A 19,614-nucleotide genomic window follows, 5' to 3' on the forward strand; every position below is an offset into this window, starting at 1 on the left:
TGCAAAAAAACAAAAAGTGAAAATCGGGATGACAGAAAGAAATGTTATTGTATAACATAAAATTCGTTTCATTCTGTTTCTACCAGCGTTAAAGAAAAACGCTGGCAGCGATCCTCACTTTTCAGCGCATGGAAATTCTGCAATGCCTGCCCGTTCTAAACCCCTGCAACGACGCCTCAATCCGTTGGCCGCCGCGCTGCTTTTTGCATCCCCGGTGTTCGCCGCTGACACCCTCGAACTGCAACCGCAAGTCATCACCGGCAATCCGCTCGGCAGCCAGACACTCGCTTCGCCATCGACCGTGCTCAGCGGCGACGACCTCACGTTTCAACAGAAGGGTAGCCTCGGTGAAACCCTGAACAAGCAGCCCGGGGTGTCTTCGTCGTACTTCGGCCCGGGCGCGAGCCGGCCGATCATTCGCGGCCAGGACGGTGACCGCATCCGTATTCTGCGCAACGGTGTCGGCGCGCTGGATGCCTCGTCGCTGTCTTACGATCACGCGGTGCCGCTGGACCCGGTCAACGTCGAACGCGTTGAAATCGTCCGTGGTCCGGCAGCGCTGCTGTACGGCGGCAGTGCCATTGGCGGGGTGGTCAACACTTTTGATAACCGCATTCCGACCGAGGCTATCGACGGAATCCATGGCGCCGGTGAGTTGCGCTACGGCGGTGCCGACACCACGCGTAGCAGCGCCGGCAAACTCGAGGCCGGTAACGGTCAATTCGCCCTGCATCTGGACGCCAGTGCCCGCGAGTTTAATGATCTGAAAATCCCCGGTTACGCGAAAACCAGCCGCGAGCGCGCGAACGACGACGGTGATTCGAAAAAGCATCGCCTGGCCAACAGCGATGGTCGGCAGGACGGCGGCGCGGTCGGCGGCTCTTACACTTGGGATGACGGATACGCCGGCCTGTCCTACAGCAACTACGACTCCAACTACGGTTCGCCCGCTGAACAAGACGTGCGCATCCGCATGCAACAGGAGCACTACGCGTTCGCCTCGGAGATCCGCAATCTCGATGGGCCGTTCAGTTCGATCAAGCTGGATGCGGGTTACACCGATTACGAGCATCGCGAAATCGAAGGTGGCGAGGTCGGCACGACGTTCAAGAACAAAGGTTACGAGGCGCGTGTCGAGGCGCGGCACCAGCCGTTGGGGCCGTTCAACGGGGTGGTCGGTGCGCAGGTCAGCCGCAACGAGTTCTCGGCACTCGGCGAAGAAGCGTTTGTACCGCAGACCGATACCGATGCCGCTGCGCTGTTCATTCTGGAAGAGTTGCAAGCCACCGACCGGCTGCTGTTCACCCTCGGCGGACGCCTTGAGCACACCACGGTCGACCCGGACGCCAAGGGTAACGAGCGCTTTGCCAACGCCGATCGATCCAGCAGTTTCACCGCTGGCAGTCTGTCGTCCGGTGCGGTGTACACGCTGACGCCGATCTGGTCGGTGGCCGCGACGCTGGGCTACACCGAGCGCGCCCCGACGTTCTATGAGCTTTACGCCAACGGTGCCCACGTCGCGACCGGCACTTATGAAGTCGGCGATGCCGGGCTGTCGAAAGAAAAAGCCGTGTCCAGTGACCTTGCGCTGCGCTTCGACAATGGTACGCACAAGGGCAGTGTCGGTGTGTTTTACAGCCACTTCTCCAACTACATCGGCTTGCTCGGTACGGGCCGAAGGTTGAATGACGAGGGCGAAGAGGACGCCGACGGTATTCCCGAATACACCTATTCCGGTGTGCGCGCGCGCTTCAGCGGCTTTGAAGCGCAGGATCACTGGAAGCTCGGCGAGAGCGCATACGGCAAGTTTGCGCTGGAGTTGTCCGGCGATTACACCCGCGCGAAGAACCTCGATACCGGCGAAGACTTGCCACGCATCGCGCCGCTGCGGTTGAGCACCGGGCTGCTGTGGGAACTGGACAAGTGGCAGGCGCGCATTGATGTTGAACACGCCAGTTCACAGCATCGCGTGCCGGACAATGAAAGCAGCACTGACGGCTACACCACGCTGGGCGCCAATGTCGGGTATCACTTCGATGTCGGTCAGAGCCAATGGCTGGCCTTCGTCAATGCCGAGAACTTGACCAATCAAACCGTGCGTTACGCCAGTTCGATTCTGCGCGACATTGCGCCGGCAGAAGGGCGCAGCATTCAGGTCGGGTTGCGCACAACGTTCTGATAATCACTGATTCCCACTGGAGCTGCCGCAGGCTGCGATCTTTTGATCTCTATTTTAAAAGCAAAAGATCGTCCGATCGCGGCCCGAGCCTGCGGCAGCTCCTACACGGGCGTGATCAGGTGGATTGAGCCGTGTCGTCCTCCGGCACGTCGTCAAGGATGTCCTCTTGCCCCGGCAACTCGGTAATCACACTGAAATCCGTCACCTCAACCGCGCCCAAGCCATACCCCAGCAAATGGAAAGAAAACGCTTTGCGCTCTTGCGGGTTGTCGAAGCTGAAGTTCATTTCCAGTGGCTGCTCGGCGGTTGCCACCATCTCCTGCGGCAGACCGATCTGCACGTCCTGTTCAAACTCTTTGGCCTTGAGCTGAATGTACGCCGCTTGTTGCGGATCGACTGAGCGCACGGTCAGGCGCACGCGGGTGTGCGAGCCTTTGGGCATTTCCAGGTACTGCGCGCCGATCAGGTTGTCGGCCCAGTCATCCTTGATTTGCGCTTGCAGCGGGATGACGTTGGTGCTGCCGAACTGATAGCGATGATTGAGCGGCGTGCGCAGCAGCGACAGGTCGAGAGCATTGGCGCGAGCGGCGATCTGCCGGGCCGGATGACCGCTGTAGTTGCCTTTGTACGTGGCGCTCTCGGCGATGAAACCAGCGCTTTCGTAGTAGCGGCAGCGGCGCGGCATGTCGCACTCGGAAAAAATCCCCTGACCGTTGTGATAGCGCAGCTTGCCGTTGGTGAACGACATGATTTCGCGGCCGCTGTCGTAGTCGCGAAACAGCGAGCGGCCACTCAGCGCGGAAGGCACCGGCAAGTCGAAGTAGTCGAGTATGGAAGTGCTCAGATCGACGTGGCCATACACGCCTTTGTTGAGCCTTGGCAGTTGTTCATGCTCCGGCGCCAGAGTCAGGTTGAAGCCCCATGAAGAGGCCAGGCGCACGCCGTCAATGCCATGGGATTCGTCCGAGGTGATCACCACCAGCGTATCTTTCAGGACGCCCTGGCGCTCGAGGCCGCTGAGGAATTGCTCCAGCGCATCGTCGAGATAACCGACGGCGGCCTGTTTCGGCGTTTCGTAGCGCTCCAGGTATTCCTCGGGCGCGGAGTAGGGCTGATGGGTGCCGACGGTCAGCAGCGTCAGCATCCACGGCTGTTTCTGCTTTTTCAGTTGGCCGACATAATCCAGCGCGCCTTCAAAAAACGCCTTGTCATCCTTGCCCCACGGGAATTCCAGATAATTGCTGTTGCTGAACCATTCCAGACCGTGCGTCGCATCGAAACCAATGTGCGGCATGATCTTGTCTTTGGCCATGAAGCGCAGCCCCGCGCCCTGTAGATAGTGCGTGCTGAAGCCGTGTTCGCGCAGCTGCGCCGGCAGGCAGGCCTGATTGCGCTCGTTGAGGGTGAGCATTTCCACGCCTTTGGGCGTGCCGTTGTTGAGTTTGTCGTAATCGCCGCAGAGCATCGCGTACAGACCGCGAATGGTCTGGTGCGTATGCAGCACGTAGTCCGGGGTGTTCATGCCGCGCTCGGCCCAGCGGCTGAGGTTGGGCATCAGGTCTTCCTGATAATGGCTGCCGATCGCCTCGCGGTTGGCGCGGATGTAAGCCCCGGGAATGCCTTCCAGCGCGATGATCAGCACGTTGCGTGCTTGTCCCGGCGCGGCCAGCAGTTTCTGCCCGTTGAGGTCGACGTCGGTGAGACCGGCCATCGCCGGCGCGGGTTCTACGACATCACCGTCCAGCCATTCCTCGGCCTGGATCTGCAGATCGGCGACCTCGCTGGCCAGCAATTGGTGCGGCAGGTTGTACTGACACCACGGATCCGCTTCGTTTGGCCACAGGTTCTGCGCGCCCCAGTGGGCGGCGAACAACACCAACGGTGCGCTCCAGGCAGCGCGGGGCAGGGGCGGACGTGGCAGGTCGCGGTTGGCAAACCGGGTCAGCAGCCAGAACAGCAGGGCCAATAGCAAAGTGATGCCCAGTGCAGGATGGGCCAGGCCGCCACCACTGGAGTTTTCCACGAACTGCGGATCGATCAGGTAATGAATGTCCGAAGGCGTCGGCAGCCGACCAACCGCGCTGACCAGTTCAGCAGTCGCTACAGCCAGCAATCCCCAGAACAGCAACACCGGCAAGGCCAGCCACCACGCCCGGCGATGCAGCAACACCACCAACAGGCTGCCGATGGCCAGATCCGACAAATAGCCCAGCGGTGCCGACCAACCCAGCGCCGCACGCAGGCACAGCGGCACCACCAGCACCAGGACAATCAGGGAAAAGAGGCGGGCATGCGGCTGCCGCAACCGGTTAAAAAGAGCGCTCACAAAAAAGACCTTCCAGCCATTAAATCGTCATAAAAGTGTGCGCGATGATACCAAGGGTGGACTGTCTGATCGCCCTTTTAAACCCTCAACTGATGTGCTGGTGCGGTGGCCCCTGAAGGTGATGGAGTGTCTGCAGGCCTGACCGGCCTTCGCGTGGCACAGCAATCGACGATATTGAGGCTGGTGGATTTATTGTTTCAGGCTGTTTAACCCGTCGAGCCGCCACCGGATTCCAATGTAGGCGCTGCGGCACGCTGCGATCTTTTGATCTTGTTATCGAAACCCGGCATCACAAGATTGCAGCCTCCTTTCGCTCGACAACCCGTGCTATCGATATGCGATAAAGATATTTAATTTCTATTTTTTATAGCGATAAAGTCAGGCCTTTCAGCACACCACCCCCATGCTGCGAGGTTGTCATGGCCACACCGTTCAAACGTTCTGCACTGACTCTGTTGGCCGCCTCCCTGGCCGCGAGTGCGTTGTTCAGCACCGGCGCCCAGGCCGAAGGCAAGATCAGCATCGCCCAGCAATTCGGCATCGGTTACCTGATTCTCGATGTAGTGCGCGACCAGAATCTCATCGAAAAACACGGCAAGGAGCAGGGCCTCGACATCAAGGTCGACTGGAACAGCATCTCCGGGGCCACCGCGATGAACGAAGCATTACTTACCGGATCCCTCGACGTGGTGTCCGCCGGTGTGCCGCCGATGCTCACCGTGTGGGATCGCACCAAAGGCAAACAGAACGTCAAAGCCATCGCCGCGCTGGGTTCGATGCCCAACTATTTGCTGACCAACAACCCGAACATCAAAACGCTCAAGGACTTCACCGACAAGGACCGGATTGCCGTGCCGGCTGCCGGCGTGGGCTTCCAGTCACGCACCTTGCAGATCGAAACCGCCAAGGAATTCGGTGACGGGCAGTACAAGAAATTCGACGATATTTCAGTCAGCCTGCCGCACCCCGATGCGACCGCCGCGCTGATCGCCGGCGGCTCCGAGATCAACTCGCATTTCTCCAGCCCGCCGTTCCAGTACCAGGCTTTGCAGAATCCCAACGTGCACAAAGTGCTGAGCTCCTATGACGTGCTCGGCGGTCAGGCAACGTTCAACGTGCTCTACACCACAGAAAAATTCCACGACGAAAACCCGAAAACCTACAAGGCGTTCTACGACGCTTTGGCCGAAGCCGAGAAAATTATCAAGGCTGACAAGCCGGCGGCGGCTCAGGCGTACATTCGTGTCGAACAGTCGAAGTTGCCGCTGGCCCTGGTGGAGCAAATCGTCAAAGACCCGGAAATCGACTTCACGGTGGTGCCGCAGCGCACCTTTATCTATGCCGAGAAGTTGCAGGAACTGGGTGTGCTGAAGAACAAGGCCGACAGCTGGAAGGATTACTTCTTTGAAGAGGCGCATGGTGGGGCCGGTAGCTGAAGAACCCGGCCCGGTGCAGGGGATTTCCGGAACTCAACCGGCAGGCTCGATCAGTCGCGTAATGGGGTGATCGTGCCCCTCGACGTGCCATTTCACCCACAACCGATTGCGCCCGTCGGAACTTTTGTCTGGCTCGATGGACAGCCAGTTACGACTGGCAATCAGGCAATTTCCGTCGTACCCAATGGCTTGCATCTCGGCAGTAAGGTCGGTGTCGATCTTTTCCCGGGTAGCGGTGATCGTTTCCAGGCTTCTGATCGTCAGCACAGGCAGAGGAGGATGGACGATGCCGGTTGAAATCAGCTGATGGATGACTTCTGCACCATTGTCGATATGCCGGGGGTTGGCCGAACGAATGACGCTGGCGGCCGCTACATGCACATCCCCGGAGACAATGGTGACTTTGCATTTCGCCAACTTGGCGAAATCGAGCAATCCATTGATCAGTTGCTTGCGCTCGTTTTTGTGCGGCTGATGGCGCCAGTGGTCGCGGAAATCATCCTCCGGTCCGATCTCTCCCGGAATCCATCCGATCAGGGCCTCAAGCAGCGCAAGGTTGACGAACGATACCGGAACGCTGGAGATGAACAGCAGGTGTGAAGGTTTGCTGACCGTCAGGCTTTTGATCCAGGTAAACATCTGCGAGATGCTTTTTTGCGACATGATTTGCGTGGGCTGTTTGAGCTGGCCGTTTCTGCCTTTGATGTCGGGCGCACGTTCAGACCTGAGGTCGGGAACCACAATGGCGAGGCCACCGAGGCCTTCAAAAGCGAAGGTATGCCCTTGACGAGTAATCGCTCCCGGGCGGCTCTCGGTTTCGTCAACCTGTAATTGGTAGAGACGAAAATAATAACTGGCAATGCGGAACAGCCCCTGGTGTACGGGACTTTCATGCAGGGCCTGGGGATAGGATCCCCAACCGTCAATGATGTCGTGATCGTCCCACATCATCAGGGTCGGAACGCAACTGAGCATTTTCAGTATCTGTGGTCTGGCCCAGTATCGCGGGTAAACACTGGCGAAAAACTCGTCTGCCTGAACTTCCATTTCTTCAGTCCACAGAGTGTCATCACGATTCCAGGAGAACTGTTTGTACCATTCATTCAAGGGGCCTTGAGTCTGTAACAGTTCATCGCTGTAAATCTGATCGCCTCCCATGACCAACAGATGGTACTCGGCTTGCTTGTGGGTCTGCGCGAGATGACTCCAGCGTTCGGCATAGCGATCTGCCAGCGAATTCAGGTATTTGACGTCCGACACACCGTTGCACGAGGTGTAAGCGATGCGGGGAGCCTGATCCAGAGGCGGGACGTGAAATGAGCCCGATACGTCTCCCAAGTCATAGTCGATCTTCAACTGCGTTTTACTTTGCTGGATCTGCATGTCCAGTCGCCAGACGGCCATGCGCGGTTTGATCAAAGGAATCCGGGCAATCCGTTTGATCGTCGGATTGTGTGCCTGCGCGACCTGCGTAGTGGGTGCCGGTGCGTTGAGGTCTTGCACCAGCAGGGCAGATACACAGTATTTCTGATTCTGAATACCGCGAAAGCTCAAAACCGGGCCAAAGGGACTCATGTTGTCGTCCTCGCTGACAATAGAAAAACGGATGCCACGCAATGCCGTGGTGTCTCCGAGCGTAGTCCGTTTTTGCAAGTAGCGAGGACGCGAGGGGAGCGTTTCAGTTCATGCCATCATCAAAAATGCTTTCGATTGATAACTCGAACGCCCGAGCAATCTGAAAGGCCAGTGGCAGACTCGGGTCGTAGCGTTCGTTTTCTATAGCGTTAATCGTCTGACGCGACACGCTCAGGCGTTCAGCCAGATCGACCTGCGACCATTTGCGCTCGGCGCGCAATTCCTTGAGACGGTTTTTCATTGGTAGCGGCGTCGCGCAATTTGCAGGCCGACAATCCACATCAGCCCCATCACCGGCCATACACACGTCCACGGAATATGCGGGGCGCCGACGTTTTCCAGGAAACCGTAGCTGAAGGTCAACAGTGCCGAGGCGGCGAAGGCAAACCCCAACGCTTCAAACTGGATGCGCAGATGCATTTCGTCCATGCGCCGCATATTGCGCACGATGGCCCAGCACATCAGTCCCGCCGGAATGACCGGCGTCACTGCGACGGCCGAGCGCATCACGATGGGGGCGTCCATCAGGTATTGCGAGGCAATCAATGATGCTGTCAGCACCAGAATGTAGATGATTAATGCTGCGCCCAATTCGAGGTAGTACCGGTTCATTCTTCACTTCCTATGTAAAAGACCCTTTACATGGTCGCCGAAGATTTATTCGATGTAAAGTACGCTTTCCATCCAGCCGTTAACCTCGAAGAGACTCATGCCGGAGGATTTCGCGTAGGTCTGCAGCTTAGGGGCACGTTTTCTGGACAGCGTAATAGCCACTCAGTAGCATTCGACTCCAACGGATTATCCCATCGCACGTCGTCCGACGTGGAACGCTCAAGGAATCGGCATGCGCGACACCCCCACTGACCAAAAACGAACGGTCGTGACCCAGGTCAACGGCGAGATTCACTATGAAACCCAGATCAGTTTCAGCTCCATGTCGCTCGTCGATGGCGACATTCGGGTGCATCGTGCTGAAGGTAATCAGCTAAACATTCCGGTGGCCGGGGCGGACTTCGCTTGGCGCATTGATCTGGATGGGGTGCACAGAGTACCGGTGACGCAGGCAGTGGTTGAACCGGCTGAACCGGTGCCTGCCGATGACAGCTTGAAGTTATTCACCTCGAAAACCGTGTGGATCACCCTCGGGCTGTGGTTCTTCGTCAGTTCGGTGTTCGGTTGGCTGGGGATTGTGGCGGCAGGCGGATATCTCGGTTATCAGTGGCGTGAGGTGGAAAAGCGCAAGGAACAGTTGGCCAAGGCGCCCGTAGATAAGGCCGTGCCCCGTTCCGGCTCGGGGATGTCACGGGAAAGCGTGCGCAAGGCGTTGGCCCGCAAGCGTTAATACTGCGCAGATCAAATACAAAAAAGGGGCGGCCTGATCATCGATCAGGCCGCCCCTTTTTATTGCCGCTCAGTCAGATCAATGCATTTTGCTGTGATCGTGACCTTCCATGTTGGTCAGCGCACGAACCGGTGCCTTCACTTCGATGGTTTCTTTTTCGCCCTTGGAGTTTTCCACGATCAGGGTCAGCGGCACAGTTTCGCCTTCCTTTAGCTGACCGGTCAGGCCCATCAGCATCACGTGGTAGCCGTTTGGATCAAGCTTGACGGCTTTGCCGGCGGGCAGGGCGACCGACTTCACTTCGCCCATTTTCATTACATCGCCGTTCATGGTCATTTCGTGGATCTGCACGATTTTGGCCGCGGATGTCGCGACGCTCAACAACTTGCTGTCGCTGTCGGCGGTGAGGGTCATGAACGCGCCGCTGGCGGACTGGGTCGGCACGGTGGCACGGACCCAGGCGTCGTCGACTTTGGTCTGCGCGGACACCTGGAACGCCAGGCCCAGCAGAGACAGACCGATGACAGCGCGTTTGATGTGGTTCAGAACAGGTTGCATCAGCAAACCTCCATAACAGTAAGCAAATCTTCCGTGCATTGTTCTGCCGAAAGCGAGGTGGACAGACCCAGGCGCAAGCCGCCGTTGGAGTCGTAAACGTAACTGGTGGCAGTGTGCGAGATGGTATAGGTGTCGCCGGCCGGGACTTTCTCGTAGAACACGTCGAATTCCTTGGCGGTGGCCGCGGTTTCCTCGAGTGTGCCGTACAGCGCAACGAACGTCGGGTCGAAGGCTTTCATGTAGGCGTCAAGGATTTCCGGGGTATCGCGCTCGGGATCGAGGGTGATGAAGATCACCTGCAAACGATCGCCATCGGCGCCCATCAGTTTCTTGATTTTCGCCGCGCGGGCGAGGGTGGTCGGGCAGACTGCCGGGCACTGGGTGAAGCCGAAGAACACCATCGGCATCATGCCGCGAAAGCTCGACAGCGTCATGGTTTCGCCATCGGTGTTCTTCAGTTTGAAGGTGCGCCCCATGATCTTGTTACTCAGATCCTTGCCGTACTTGTACGACAGTTGGCCGCGGGTGTCGCAGCCGGCGAGCAGGCCGAGCCCGAGTACGCCCATTCCCGCAAGCACCTTGCGGCGAGTCAACAAAGCCGTCATCTAATACCGCCTTTTGCAGCCCGTCAGTCAGCAGGACTGGCGGGGGGTTAACCGTAAAAGCGGCGCATGATACCAAACTGCAGGCAGACGCCGGCCACGGATCGCCGCACGGCGCAGGATCGCGCGACAAAAGGTGTAAGGAAAAGTGACTGCGGCTTACTGCGCGCGTGACTCATCGGCGCTCCAGCCCCCGCCCAGCGCGGTGTACAGATTGACCTCGGCGACCAGTTGCGCGAGGCGATCGGTGATCAGGCCTTGCTGCGAACTGAACAGCGAGCGCTGCGCATCGAGGAATGTCAGGCTGCTGTCGACGCCGTTTTGATAACGGTTTTGCGCCAGGTTGTAGTAAGTCTGTGTGGCCGCGACCAGATCGTGCTGCGCCTGCAATTGCTGCTGATAAGTGCTGCGCGCAGCGAGGCCGTCGGCGACTTCCTGAAATGCGGTTTGAATCGATTTTTCGTATTCGGCCACCGCCACATCTTTCTGTAGCTTCGAATAATCCAGGCTGGCGCGCAGGCTGCCGGCGTTAAAAATCGGCAGGCTGATCTGCGGCTGAAAGGTCCAGGCGCCAGAGCCACCGCCGAACAGCCCGGACAGATCGCGGCTCGACGTCCCGGCATTCGCCGTCAGGCTGACACTGGGGAAAAACGCCGCCCGTGCCGCACCGATATTGGCGTTGGCTGCTTTCAGTTTGTACTCCGCCTGAAGGATGTCCGGACGCCGTTGCAGCAGATCCGAGGGCAGGCCGGCGGGCAGTTGCCGCACCAGCTCGCTGGCCAGTGGACGCGCGGGCAGAGAATTCGGCACCGGCGCGCCGACCAGCAAGGTCAGGCTGTTCAAGTCCTGGGCGACCTGACGCTGATAGCGCGCCAGATTGGCCCGTGAACTGTCGACGCTGGTTCTGGCCTGCGCCTGCTCCAGCGCTGACGATTTGCCGGCCTCACGGTTGCGGGTGGTCAGGTGCAGGCTCTGTTCATCGGCAGCAAGGGTGTCGCGGGTCAGTTCCAGCAACTCCTGATCGGCGCGCCAGGTCAGGTAGGCGTTGGCGACGTTGGCCACCAGACTCAACTGTGCGCTGCGCCGCGCTTCTTCAGTCGCAAGCCAGGTTTGCAGCGCTTGCTCGCTGAGGCTGCGCACGCGGCCGAAGAAGTCCAGCTCATAAGCGCTTATCCCGAGGTTGACCGAGTACGTCGAATTGATCAGCGCTTTGCCTTGGGTCACGCTCGGCGGCATGCGCTGGCGCAATTCATTGGCATTGGCCGACACCGCCGGCAGCAGGTCGGCGCGCTGAATGCGGTATTGCGCCTGAAAGGCTTCGACGTTGAGTGCCGCCACGCGCAGGTCGCGGTTGTTGACCAGCGCGCTTTCGATCAGTTGTTGCAGCACCGGATCCGTGAACAGCGTGCGCCAGTCCTCGGCGCTCGTGGCTGGCTGCGTTGCTGTCGGATACTGCGCGGCGGTGGGGGAAGCGGGGCGCTGATACTCGGGAATCAATGAACAACCGCCCATCAGCACCGCGATGGACAGCAGGGAAAGTCGCAACGTCAACATCGAACTGCCTCATGCATTTAGAGAGCTTTGTGCTCAAGCCCCGGCCATCCATTTCGCCAGGCCATGGCGGCCACTCACGCCGAGTTTGGCGGTGGCGCGTTTCAGGTAAGTCTCGATCGAGCTGTTTTTGACCCGCAGCTTTTCCGCCATTTGCGGCACGGTGCCGCCGGTCAACAGGCCGAGGCAGACTTCTTTCTCGCGCACCGACAGGGCGATGTCGCTTAATGCCAGGCGCTCATCGAACACCTGCGCCAGCGGCGCCTGATCCAGCTCGGCCAACGGTTGGCGCGGTTGCCGGGCGAGGATTTGCCGACTGATCTGCGCGTGACGTTCGATCAGCGGCAGCAGGGTGTCGGACAGGCTCTTGAGAAACGACAGCTCCGGCAGGGAAAACACCCGTTGGGTATGCGGTCGGTAAAACGAAATCACGCAACGGCGGTTGGACGTACGCGAAACCAGATTGCATTGATGGGCACTGTGTTGCGGATGGCGAGGCTGGAGCGAGGCTTTCAGTTGAATCAGCAGCGAGTCGTTCATCTCGATCATCTTCTGCAGCAGCGGATGATCGTCGGGGCTTTCCAGCGGATCGGGCGCGGCACAGGTCTGCGTCAAACCGGCGCTGCCCAACGGCTTGATGTCGACCACGCTGGCCTGACGCTCATCCAGCGTCCACTCACTGAGATCCACGCGGTTGACCGGCACCAAGGTGTCGACCAACTGGAACATGTTCGTGGCGAAGTGATCATCGCCGGTGCTTGCTATCAACTCACCCAGTTGCCAGTAGAAGTGTGGGTTTTCCATATTACGAATGCTGCCGGTCAGATTCATATCCTTCATCCTTGGTTCAGAGCCATCACTGAATCGTCTGCCGTCTCTGTAAAAGCCGCCCACGCAGTCATTTCTCCTTGAACATGATCTGGAGCGGGATTTAAGCCTATGGATTTGTCCTACGTCTGTAGGGGAAAACAGGGACACAAAGTGCCACTATTTCTGAATATTGGCGCCGGGGTTCTGACGCTGTTAAACGCCGGTGTAACGGCGAGTGTGACTGTTCAGTCACGCTCAAGCCCCGGAAAACCTGGCGAAGGGGAATTCTGATCGGCAGCGCTCGGGTAAATGGCGGCGCTGCTATGTGGTTTTTTTCCTACAAGCTTTTCAGTATTTCCTCTCCGAACTTTTCGACAGTGCCTACGGTAAACACGCCCGCAAGTTCAGACAGGCGCGTACGAGCCTGGTGGTTGTCCGGGTTTCAGGTGTCATGTCGGCGCCGGGGCCGATGCTTGAATACCGGCAAAATTTCATGAGAAGGATCTTATGCAGCCTACTTCTGCCAACGTGGCGGACGATGAGTCCGTGCCTGTCGAGACATTTGCGCTGACTGCCGCCCAACGGGATATCTGGCTGGACCAATTGAGCCGCGGAGATTCGCCGCTGTACAACATTGGCGGTTACGTGGAGCTGACCGGGCCACTGGATCCGGCATTGCTGCAATCGGCGCTTGAGTGTCTGGTGGAAGCGAATGATGCCTTGCGCATTGTTCTGCGATCGGACGTGGGTCGCGACGGGCTGCCGTTGCAAGGGTTTGCGCAGGCGCTGCCGGTGGCCATGCCGCTGTTTGATCTCAGCGGGCAAGCCGATCCACAGGCGGCGGCCCGGGCGCTGGTTGAAGCACAGATGGCGCAGGCCTTTGTGTTGAGCGGGCACGCGTTGTTCCGCTTCAGTCTGATTCGCCTCGATCGCCATCGTCACTGGCTGGCAGCCCAGGCCCATCACTTGATCATCGATGGCTGGGCGTTCGCGCTGCTGTTCAAGTCGGTGGGCGAGATCTACAGCACGTTTTGCCGTGGCGAGCGCCCGCGCATGGCGACACCGTCCTATGTCGACTTTATCGAAGATGACGCGCGCTACCATCAATCACCTCGCTATGAGCGCGACCAACGCTACTGGCTGGACAAGTACCGCAGTATTCCCGAACCCTTGTTGACCCCTCGTCATCGCGAACCCCTCGACGCTGAAGCGGCGCCCGCTCGGATCCACGTCAAGGCATTTCCAGCGCTGTTGCACGAACGCATGAAAGACACCGCGCGGCCACTGGGCGGCTCGGCGTTTCATGTCTTGCTGGCGGCGCTGCATGTGTATTTCAGTCGTACCGCCCAACGTGATGAATGGGTGATCGGTTTGCCGATTCTCAATCGCTCCGGTGCCCGCTTCAAAAGCACCTTGGGCTTGTTCACCCAGGTCAGTGCAATGCGCATGGGCTTTGGGCGAGCGCTGTCATTCGCTGAATTGATCAAGGCGATCGGCGCTGACCTGAAGCAGGATTTCCGCCATCAACGCTACCCGCTGAGCGAGATGAACCGCGCGCTGGGCCTGTTGCGCGAAGACCGTACGCAACTGTTCGAGCTGTCGCTGTCCTACGAACAGGACGACCATGACTACCGTTACGGTGAGGCTTCGGGACACTCGGTCAAGGTCTCCAACCAGCACGAGGCGACTCCGCTGGCCATTCACCTGCGCAGCAACCGTTACACCGACAAGGCTTGGTTGCATCTGGTGTATTCACCGGCCTATTTCACGGCTGACGAGATCGCGGCGTTGACTGAACGCTTGCTACTAATTCTGCAGCAAGGCCTGGAATGCCCGGCGCTGGCGATCGCCGATTTCAACCTCAATAGCCCGGCAGAACTGGCCCGGCTCAATGAGTGGAACGACACCCGGGTCAGTTATCCGCAAGGCCGACTGATTCATCAGCGCTTCGAATCGCGAGTGGCCGAAGAGCCGGACGCGGTGGTCGCGACGTATCAGGGACGAACCCTTACTTATGCCGAGCTGAATCGGCAAGCCAATGCGTTGGCCCACCATCTGATCGGCCTCGGCGTGCTTCCTGACGATCGTGTGGCAATCGTTGCACGCCGTGGCCTGGACACGCTGGTCGGGCTGTTGGCGATTCTCAAGGCTGGTGCTGCTTATGTGCCGATTGATCCGGCGCATCCGCCCGAGCGTCTGAGTTACTTGCTCAGCGACAGTGCTCCGGTGGCGCTGCTGACGCATAGCGATCTGCGTGATCGTCTGCCCGCCACAACGCTGCCGGTGATCGACCTGGATCGGCGCGAGTGGCCGCTCGACAACTTGACCGATCCCGACGTGACGGGGTTGAACACCCACCACCTCGCCTATGTGATTTACACCTCTGGCTCCACCGGGTTGCCCAAAGGCGTGATGGTCGAGCACCGCACGCTGGGCAATCTGGTCGACTGGCACTGTGCGGCGTTTGGACTTGGCCCCGGGCAGCATACCTCAAGCCTGGCTGGCTTCGGTTTTGACGCAATGGCCTGGGAGGTTTGGCCGGCGCTGTGTGCCGGGGCAACGCTGAATTTTGCACCCGCGAGCGAAGGCAGCGAAGACATCGATGCGCTGCTTGCCTGGTGGCGTGCGCAGCCGCTGGATGTCAGCTTTCTGCCGACGCCGATTGCCGAATACGCCTTCAGCCAAAAACTCGATCATCCGACCTTGCGCACCTTGCTGATTGGCGGCGATCGTCTGCGCCAGTTCAGCCGAGCGCAAGGTTTTGCGGTGGTCAACAACTACGGCCCGACCGAAGCCACGGTGGTCGCCACCTCGGGGCTGATCAGCCCGGGGCAGGCGTTGCACATCGGCAAACCCGTGAGCAATGCCACGGCTTATCTGCTCGATGATCAGCAGCGTCCGGTGCCGATCGGCATCATTGGCGAGCTGTATGTTGGCGGCGCCGGGGTTGCCCGGGGTTATCTGAACCGTCCGGACCTGACGGCCGAACGCTTTCTCGACGACCCGTTCAGTGCGCAGCCTGATGCGCGCATGTACCGCACCGGCGACCTCGCGCGGTGGCGCGCCGACGGCAATCTTGAGTACATCGGTCGCAACGATGACCAGGTGAAAGTTCGTGGGGTGCGTGTCGAGCTCGGCGAGATCGAAGCCGCACTGGCCAGCCATGACGCGGTGCAGGAAGCCGTGGTGCTGGTGCGCGACGGTCAACTGTTGGCATGGTTCACCGAGCGTGAAGCGCTGGACATCCTGCAACTGCACGCGCACCTGACATCGCGCTTGCCGGCCACGATGCTGCCGGCCGCTTACATGCGCCTGGCGAGTTTGCCGCTGACCGCCAACGGCAAGCTCGATCGCCAGGCGTTGCCGGCACCGGGGCCGGACGCGCTGATCCGCCGTCAATACGAGGCGCCACAAGGTGACGTCGAAATCGCTCTCGCCCAGATCTGGGCCGAGGTCTTGCAAGTCGACCGGGTAGGGCGTTACGACCATTTCTTCGAGCTGGGCGGCCACTCCTTGTTGGCCGTGGGCCTGATCGAACGCATGCGCCAGATTGGCATGAGCAGCGATGTTCGCGTGCTGTTCAACCAACCGACACTGGCGGCGTTAGCGGCGGCAGAGGGCAGCGGCCGCGAAGTCGAGGTGCCGGCTAACCGCATTGCGCCCGATTGCACGTACATCACGCCGGACCTGTTGCCATTGGTTGAACTGGATCAGGCGATGATCGAGCGTATCGTCGCGACCGTGCCGGGCGGTGCCGCCAATGTGCAGGATATCTACCCGTTGGCCCCGTTGCAGGAAGGCATTCTCTATCACCACATCACCGCTGCGCAGGGCGATCCGTATTTGCTGCAATCGCTGCTGGCGTTCGACAGCCTCGAGCGGGTCGAGGCCTTTGCCGCTGCGCTGCGTCAGGTCATGGCGCGGCACGACATTCTGCGTACGGCGGTGGTTTGGGAAGGGCTGACGTCGCCGGTTCAGGTCGTTTGGCGCGAGGCGATTTTGCCGGTGCAGGAGGTCGAATTTGATCCTGCCCGTGGCGCGATCATCGATCAATTGCACGAGCGTTTCGACGCGCGGCGTTATCGTCTCGATGTCAGTCAGGCGCCGCTGCTGCGCCTGATGTATGCCCGTGATCCCGCGCACGACCGGGTGGTTGGCATCTTGGTGTTCCATCACCTGGCGATGGATCACATTGCGCTGGAGGCGATGCGCGAAGAAATCCACGCCAGCCTGTCCGGGCACGGCGAACCGCTGGCAGCACCGGTGCCGTACCGCAACTATGTGGCGCAGACGCGCCTGGGTGTCAGCGAGCAGGAGCATGAAGCGTTCTTTCGGCAGATGCTCGGCGACATCGACGAGCCGACCTTGCCGTTCGCTTTGCTGAACGTGCAGGGCGACGGCAGCAACATCGAAGAAGCCGAGCAGGCGCTGGCCAGCGCTCTCTATCAGCGCCTGCAGCAGCAGGCGCGCCTGGCGGGCGTGAGCATCGCCAGCCTGATCCACCTCGCCTGGGCGCAAGTATTGGCGGCGACCTCCGCGCAGCAAAGTGTCGTATTTGGCACGGTGTTGATGGGCCGCATGCAGGGTGGCGCGGGTGCCGACCGGGCGCTCGGGGTGTTCATCAACACCTTGCCGCTGCGGGTCGATGTCGGCGAGGGTGCGGGCGCAGCGCTGAAGTCCACCCATGCGCGCCTGAGCGCGTTGCTTGCCCATGAACACGCTTCGTTGGCGCTGGCCCAGCGTTGTAGCGGTGTTGCTGCGCCGGCACCGCTGTTCAGCGCCTTGCTCAACTATCGGCACAGCGATGATGTCGAGCAAAAAACCTCGCGGCAAACCTGGCAGGGCATCGAGACCCTGGCTAATGAGGAGCGGACCAATTATCCGTTTACCCTGAGTGTCGATGACCTCGGCACAGGCTTGCGGTTGACCACCCGAACCCTGTCGAGCATCGGCGCACAGCGGATTTGCAGTTATGTGCAGTCAGCGCTGAGCGTGTTGGTCGAAGCGCTGGAGAACACGCCGCAGCGGCCGCTGAATAGCCTGCCGTTGTTACCGCAGGAAGAACTGCAACGGCTGCTGATCGAGTTCAACGATACGGCAGTCGACTGCCCGCTGGATCAGCCACTTCAGGCGCTGTTTGAACAACAGGTGCAGCGCAAGCCGGATGCCATCGCCGTGCAGTTCGCCGAGCAACGCCTGAGCTATCGCGAGTTGAACGAGCAGGCCAACCGCCTGGCCCATTATCTGCGCGGGCTCGGCGTGCAACCGGATTCGCGGGTCGCGATCTGCGTCGAGCGCGGGCCTGAACTGGTGATCGGTCTGTTGGGCATTCTCAAGGCCGGCGGTGCTTATGTGCCGCTCGATCCGGATTATCCGCAGCAACGGCTCAACTACATGTTGCAGGACAGCGCTCCGGTCGCGCTGCTGGTGCATGCCGCAACGCGTGATTTGCTCGGCGAACCCGGCGTGCCACTGATCGATCTCGATCTCGGTGTATGGCGGGACCAACCGCACGAGAATCCGCAGGTGCCCGGTCTCGGCGCGGCGAATCTGGCCTACATGATCTACACCTCCGGCTCCACCGGCACGCCGAAAGGCGTGATGATCGAGCACCGCAGCGCCTGCAACATGGTGCATTGGGGTTCGCAGTTGTCGCCGCCGACTGAACACGGGGCGTTGCTGCAAAAGGCCCCGTACAGTTTCGACAGTTCGGTGTGGGAGATCTTCTGGCCACTGTGCTCGGGCATGCGCCTGGTCCTGGCGCGAGCCGATGGCAATCGCGATTCGGCTTATGTCACGCAAGTGATTCGTGAGCAAAACATAACCGTGGTCAAGTTCGTGCCGGCCTTGTTGCAGCAGTTCCTCGAACAGGACGATGTCAGCCAGTGCACCAGCCTGACCGATGTGCTTAACGGTGGCGGCGAGTTGACCGTCGCGCTGGCCCGGCAAGTGCGCGAGTGCCTGCCGTGGGTGCGCCTGCACAACGTCTACGGGCCGACCGAAACCACGGTCGACAGCAGTGGCTGGACGCTGCAACCCGGCGAGCCGGTGCCTCAGACACTGGTGCCGATCGGCAAGGCCCTGAGCAACACGCGGCTGTACGTCCTTGATGCCTTTGATCAGCCAGTGCCGTCAGGCGTCAGTGGGCATTTGCACATTGGCGGGGTGGGCGTGGCGCGGGGCTATCTGGGACTGCCGCAATTGCAGGCCGAACGCTTTATCGACAGTCCGTTCGTGCCTGGTGATCGCTTGTATCGCACCGGTGATCTGGTGCGTTATGGCGCCGATAGCAACCTCGAATTCCTCGGTCGTAACGACTTTCAGGTCAAGCTGCGCGGGGTGCGTCTTGAGCTGGGCGAGATTGAAGCCCGCCTGCTGGAACACCCGGCCATTCGCGAGGCGGTGGTGCTGGTACGCGATGAGCGGCTGGTGGCTTATTACACCCTGCGCGCCGAACTGGCTGCACCGACGCTGGAAGCATTGCGAGCGCATGTGTTGGCGCAGTTGCCGGAGTTCATGGTGCCTGGCGCCTACGTGAGGTTGGCGGCGTTGCCCTTGACGCCAAACGACAAAATCGACCGCAAGGCGTTGCCGGAGCCGGGGGCGGAGGCGCTGCTCAGTCGTCCTTACGAGGCCCCCGCAGGCGACGTGGAAACCGCGTTGGCGCAGATCTGGGCGCAGGTGCTCAAGGTCGAGCAGGTGGGCCGGCACGACAACTTCTTCGAGCTGGGCGGGCATTCGTTGCTGGCGGTCAGTCTGGTCGCGCGCATGCGTCTGGCTGGCCTGCATGTCGACGCGCGCACGCTGTTCAGCCAGCCGACGCTGGCCGCGCTGGCGGCACAGACCTCGCGGCAGGCGAAGCAGGTCGAAATCGCCCAGACCACCATCCCGAGCCTCAACCGCAAACGCCGGCTCTGATCGTCGGACACGAAACCTGTGGGAGCGAGCCTGCTCGCGAAAGCGCTGTGTCAGTCGCCATCAACATTGACTGAACCAACGCATTCGCGAGCAGGCTCGCTCCCACGGGGACTTGCGGTGCTCACGCTGGCAGCTTGTCCCCGCTTCCCATGTCAGACACCCACGCCCCGATGTTTTAGTTTTTCCAGGCTGCGCGCCGCCTGCATGGACTCGCTGCTGCGCGCTCATTTTTTTTCGAATTTACAGCAGGTTACCTC

At 60.0% G+C, this 19,614-nt stretch carries 12 protein-coding genes; 4 read left to right on the plus strand and 8 right to left on the minus strand.

The annotated features are described in order from the left end of the window. Positions 1-142: 142 nt before the first annotated feature. Positions 143-2,179 carry a TonB-dependent receptor gene (locus CKW14_RS03480; RefSeq protein WP_095124686.1) on the plus strand — a complete coding sequence of 679 codons (2,037 nt, stop codon included), beginning with the start codon at positions 143-145 and terminating at the stop codon, positions 2,177-2,179. A 115-nt stretch (positions 2,180-2,294) separates the two neighbouring features. Here CKW14_RS03480 and CKW14_RS03485 read toward each other — a convergent pair whose 3' ends face one another. Next, positions 2,295-4,505, minus strand: coding sequence for an LTA synthase family protein (locus CKW14_RS03485; protein ID WP_095124687.1), 2,211 nt, complete (start codon positions 4,503-4,505; stop codon positions 2,295-2,297). A gap of 419 nt (positions 4,506-4,924) precedes the next feature. On the opposite strand from CKW14_RS03485, the gene CKW14_RS03490 reads away from it, so the two are divergent. Then, complete coding sequence (locus CKW14_RS03490; RefSeq protein WP_095047894.1) at positions 4,925-5,941, plus strand: ABC transporter substrate-binding protein; 1,017 nt, start codon at positions 4,925-4,927, stop codon at positions 5,939-5,941. Between the two features lie 33 nt (positions 5,942-5,974). On the opposite strand, the gene CKW14_RS03495 is transcribed toward CKW14_RS03490, so the two are convergent. The 3 genes from CKW14_RS03495 to CKW14_RS03505 all read right to left on the minus strand — a co-directional run bounded on the left by CKW14_RS03495 (position 5,975) and on the right by CKW14_RS03505 (position 8,188). Further along, positions 5,975-7,516, minus strand: coding sequence for an alkaline phosphatase D family protein (locus tag CKW14_RS03495; RefSeq protein ID WP_095047893.1), 1,542 nt, complete (start codon positions 7,514-7,516; stop codon positions 5,975-5,977). A gap of 103 nt (positions 7,517-7,619) precedes the next feature. Beyond that, positions 7,620-7,817, minus strand: a complete 198-nt coding sequence (locus CKW14_RS03500; RefSeq protein WP_093430734.1) for a helix-turn-helix transcriptional regulator — start codon at positions 7,815-7,817, stop codon at positions 7,620-7,622. Then, positions 7,814-8,188, minus strand: coding sequence for a hypothetical protein (locus CKW14_RS03505; protein ID WP_095047892.1), 375 nt, complete (start codon positions 8,186-8,188; stop codon positions 7,814-7,816). The genes CKW14_RS03500 and CKW14_RS03505 overlap by 4 nt, the downstream gene beginning before the upstream one ends. Before the next feature lie 232 nt (positions 8,189-8,420). Between CKW14_RS03505 and CKW14_RS03510 the strand changes: the two genes are divergently transcribed. Next, positions 8,421-8,918: a hypothetical protein gene (locus CKW14_RS03510; RefSeq protein ID WP_095047891.1), complete on the plus strand. Its 498-nt coding sequence runs from the start codon at positions 8,421-8,423 to the stop codon at positions 8,916-8,918. A gap of 78 nt (positions 8,919-8,996) precedes the next feature. On the opposite strand, the gene CKW14_RS03515 is transcribed toward CKW14_RS03510, so the two are convergent. From CKW14_RS03515 to CKW14_RS03530, 4 genes are all read right to left on the minus strand, one after another. Continuing rightward, on the minus strand, positions 8,997-9,476 hold the full coding sequence (locus CKW14_RS03515; RefSeq protein WP_095124688.1) for a copper chaperone PCu(A)C: 480 nt from the start codon (positions 9,474-9,476) through the stop codon (positions 8,997-8,999). Next, entirely contained in the window at positions 9,476-10,081 is a 606-nt protein-coding gene (locus CKW14_RS03520) for an SCO family protein (RefSeq protein WP_007915980.1), read from the minus strand. The genes CKW14_RS03515 and CKW14_RS03520 overlap by 1 nt, the downstream gene beginning before the upstream one ends. A gap of 156 nt (positions 10,082-10,237) precedes the next feature. Beyond that, complete coding sequence (locus CKW14_RS03525) at positions 10,238-11,632, minus strand: efflux transporter outer membrane subunit (RefSeq protein WP_095124689.1); 1,395 nt, start codon at positions 11,630-11,632, stop codon at positions 10,238-10,240. Between the two features lie 33 nt (positions 11,633-11,665). Further along, a complete protein-coding gene (locus tag CKW14_RS03530; RefSeq protein WP_095047888.1) occupies positions 11,666-12,460 on the minus strand; it encodes a helix-turn-helix transcriptional regulator in 795 nt (264 codons plus the stop codon). A 486-nt stretch (positions 12,461-12,946) separates the two neighbouring features. On the opposite strand from CKW14_RS03530, the gene CKW14_RS03535 reads away from it, so the two are divergent. Continuing rightward, positions 12,947-19,357, plus strand: a complete 6,411-nt coding sequence (locus CKW14_RS03535; protein ID WP_095124690.1) for a non-ribosomal peptide synthetase — start codon at positions 12,947-12,949, stop codon at positions 19,355-19,357. Positions 19,358-19,614 lie beyond the last annotated feature (257 nt).

The organism is Pseudomonas sp. Irchel s3a12, from assembly GCF_900187485.1.
GTDB classification, from domain to species: domain Bacteria; phylum Pseudomonadota; class Gammaproteobacteria; order Pseudomonadales; family Pseudomonadaceae; genus Aquipseudomonas; species Aquipseudomonas neuropathica.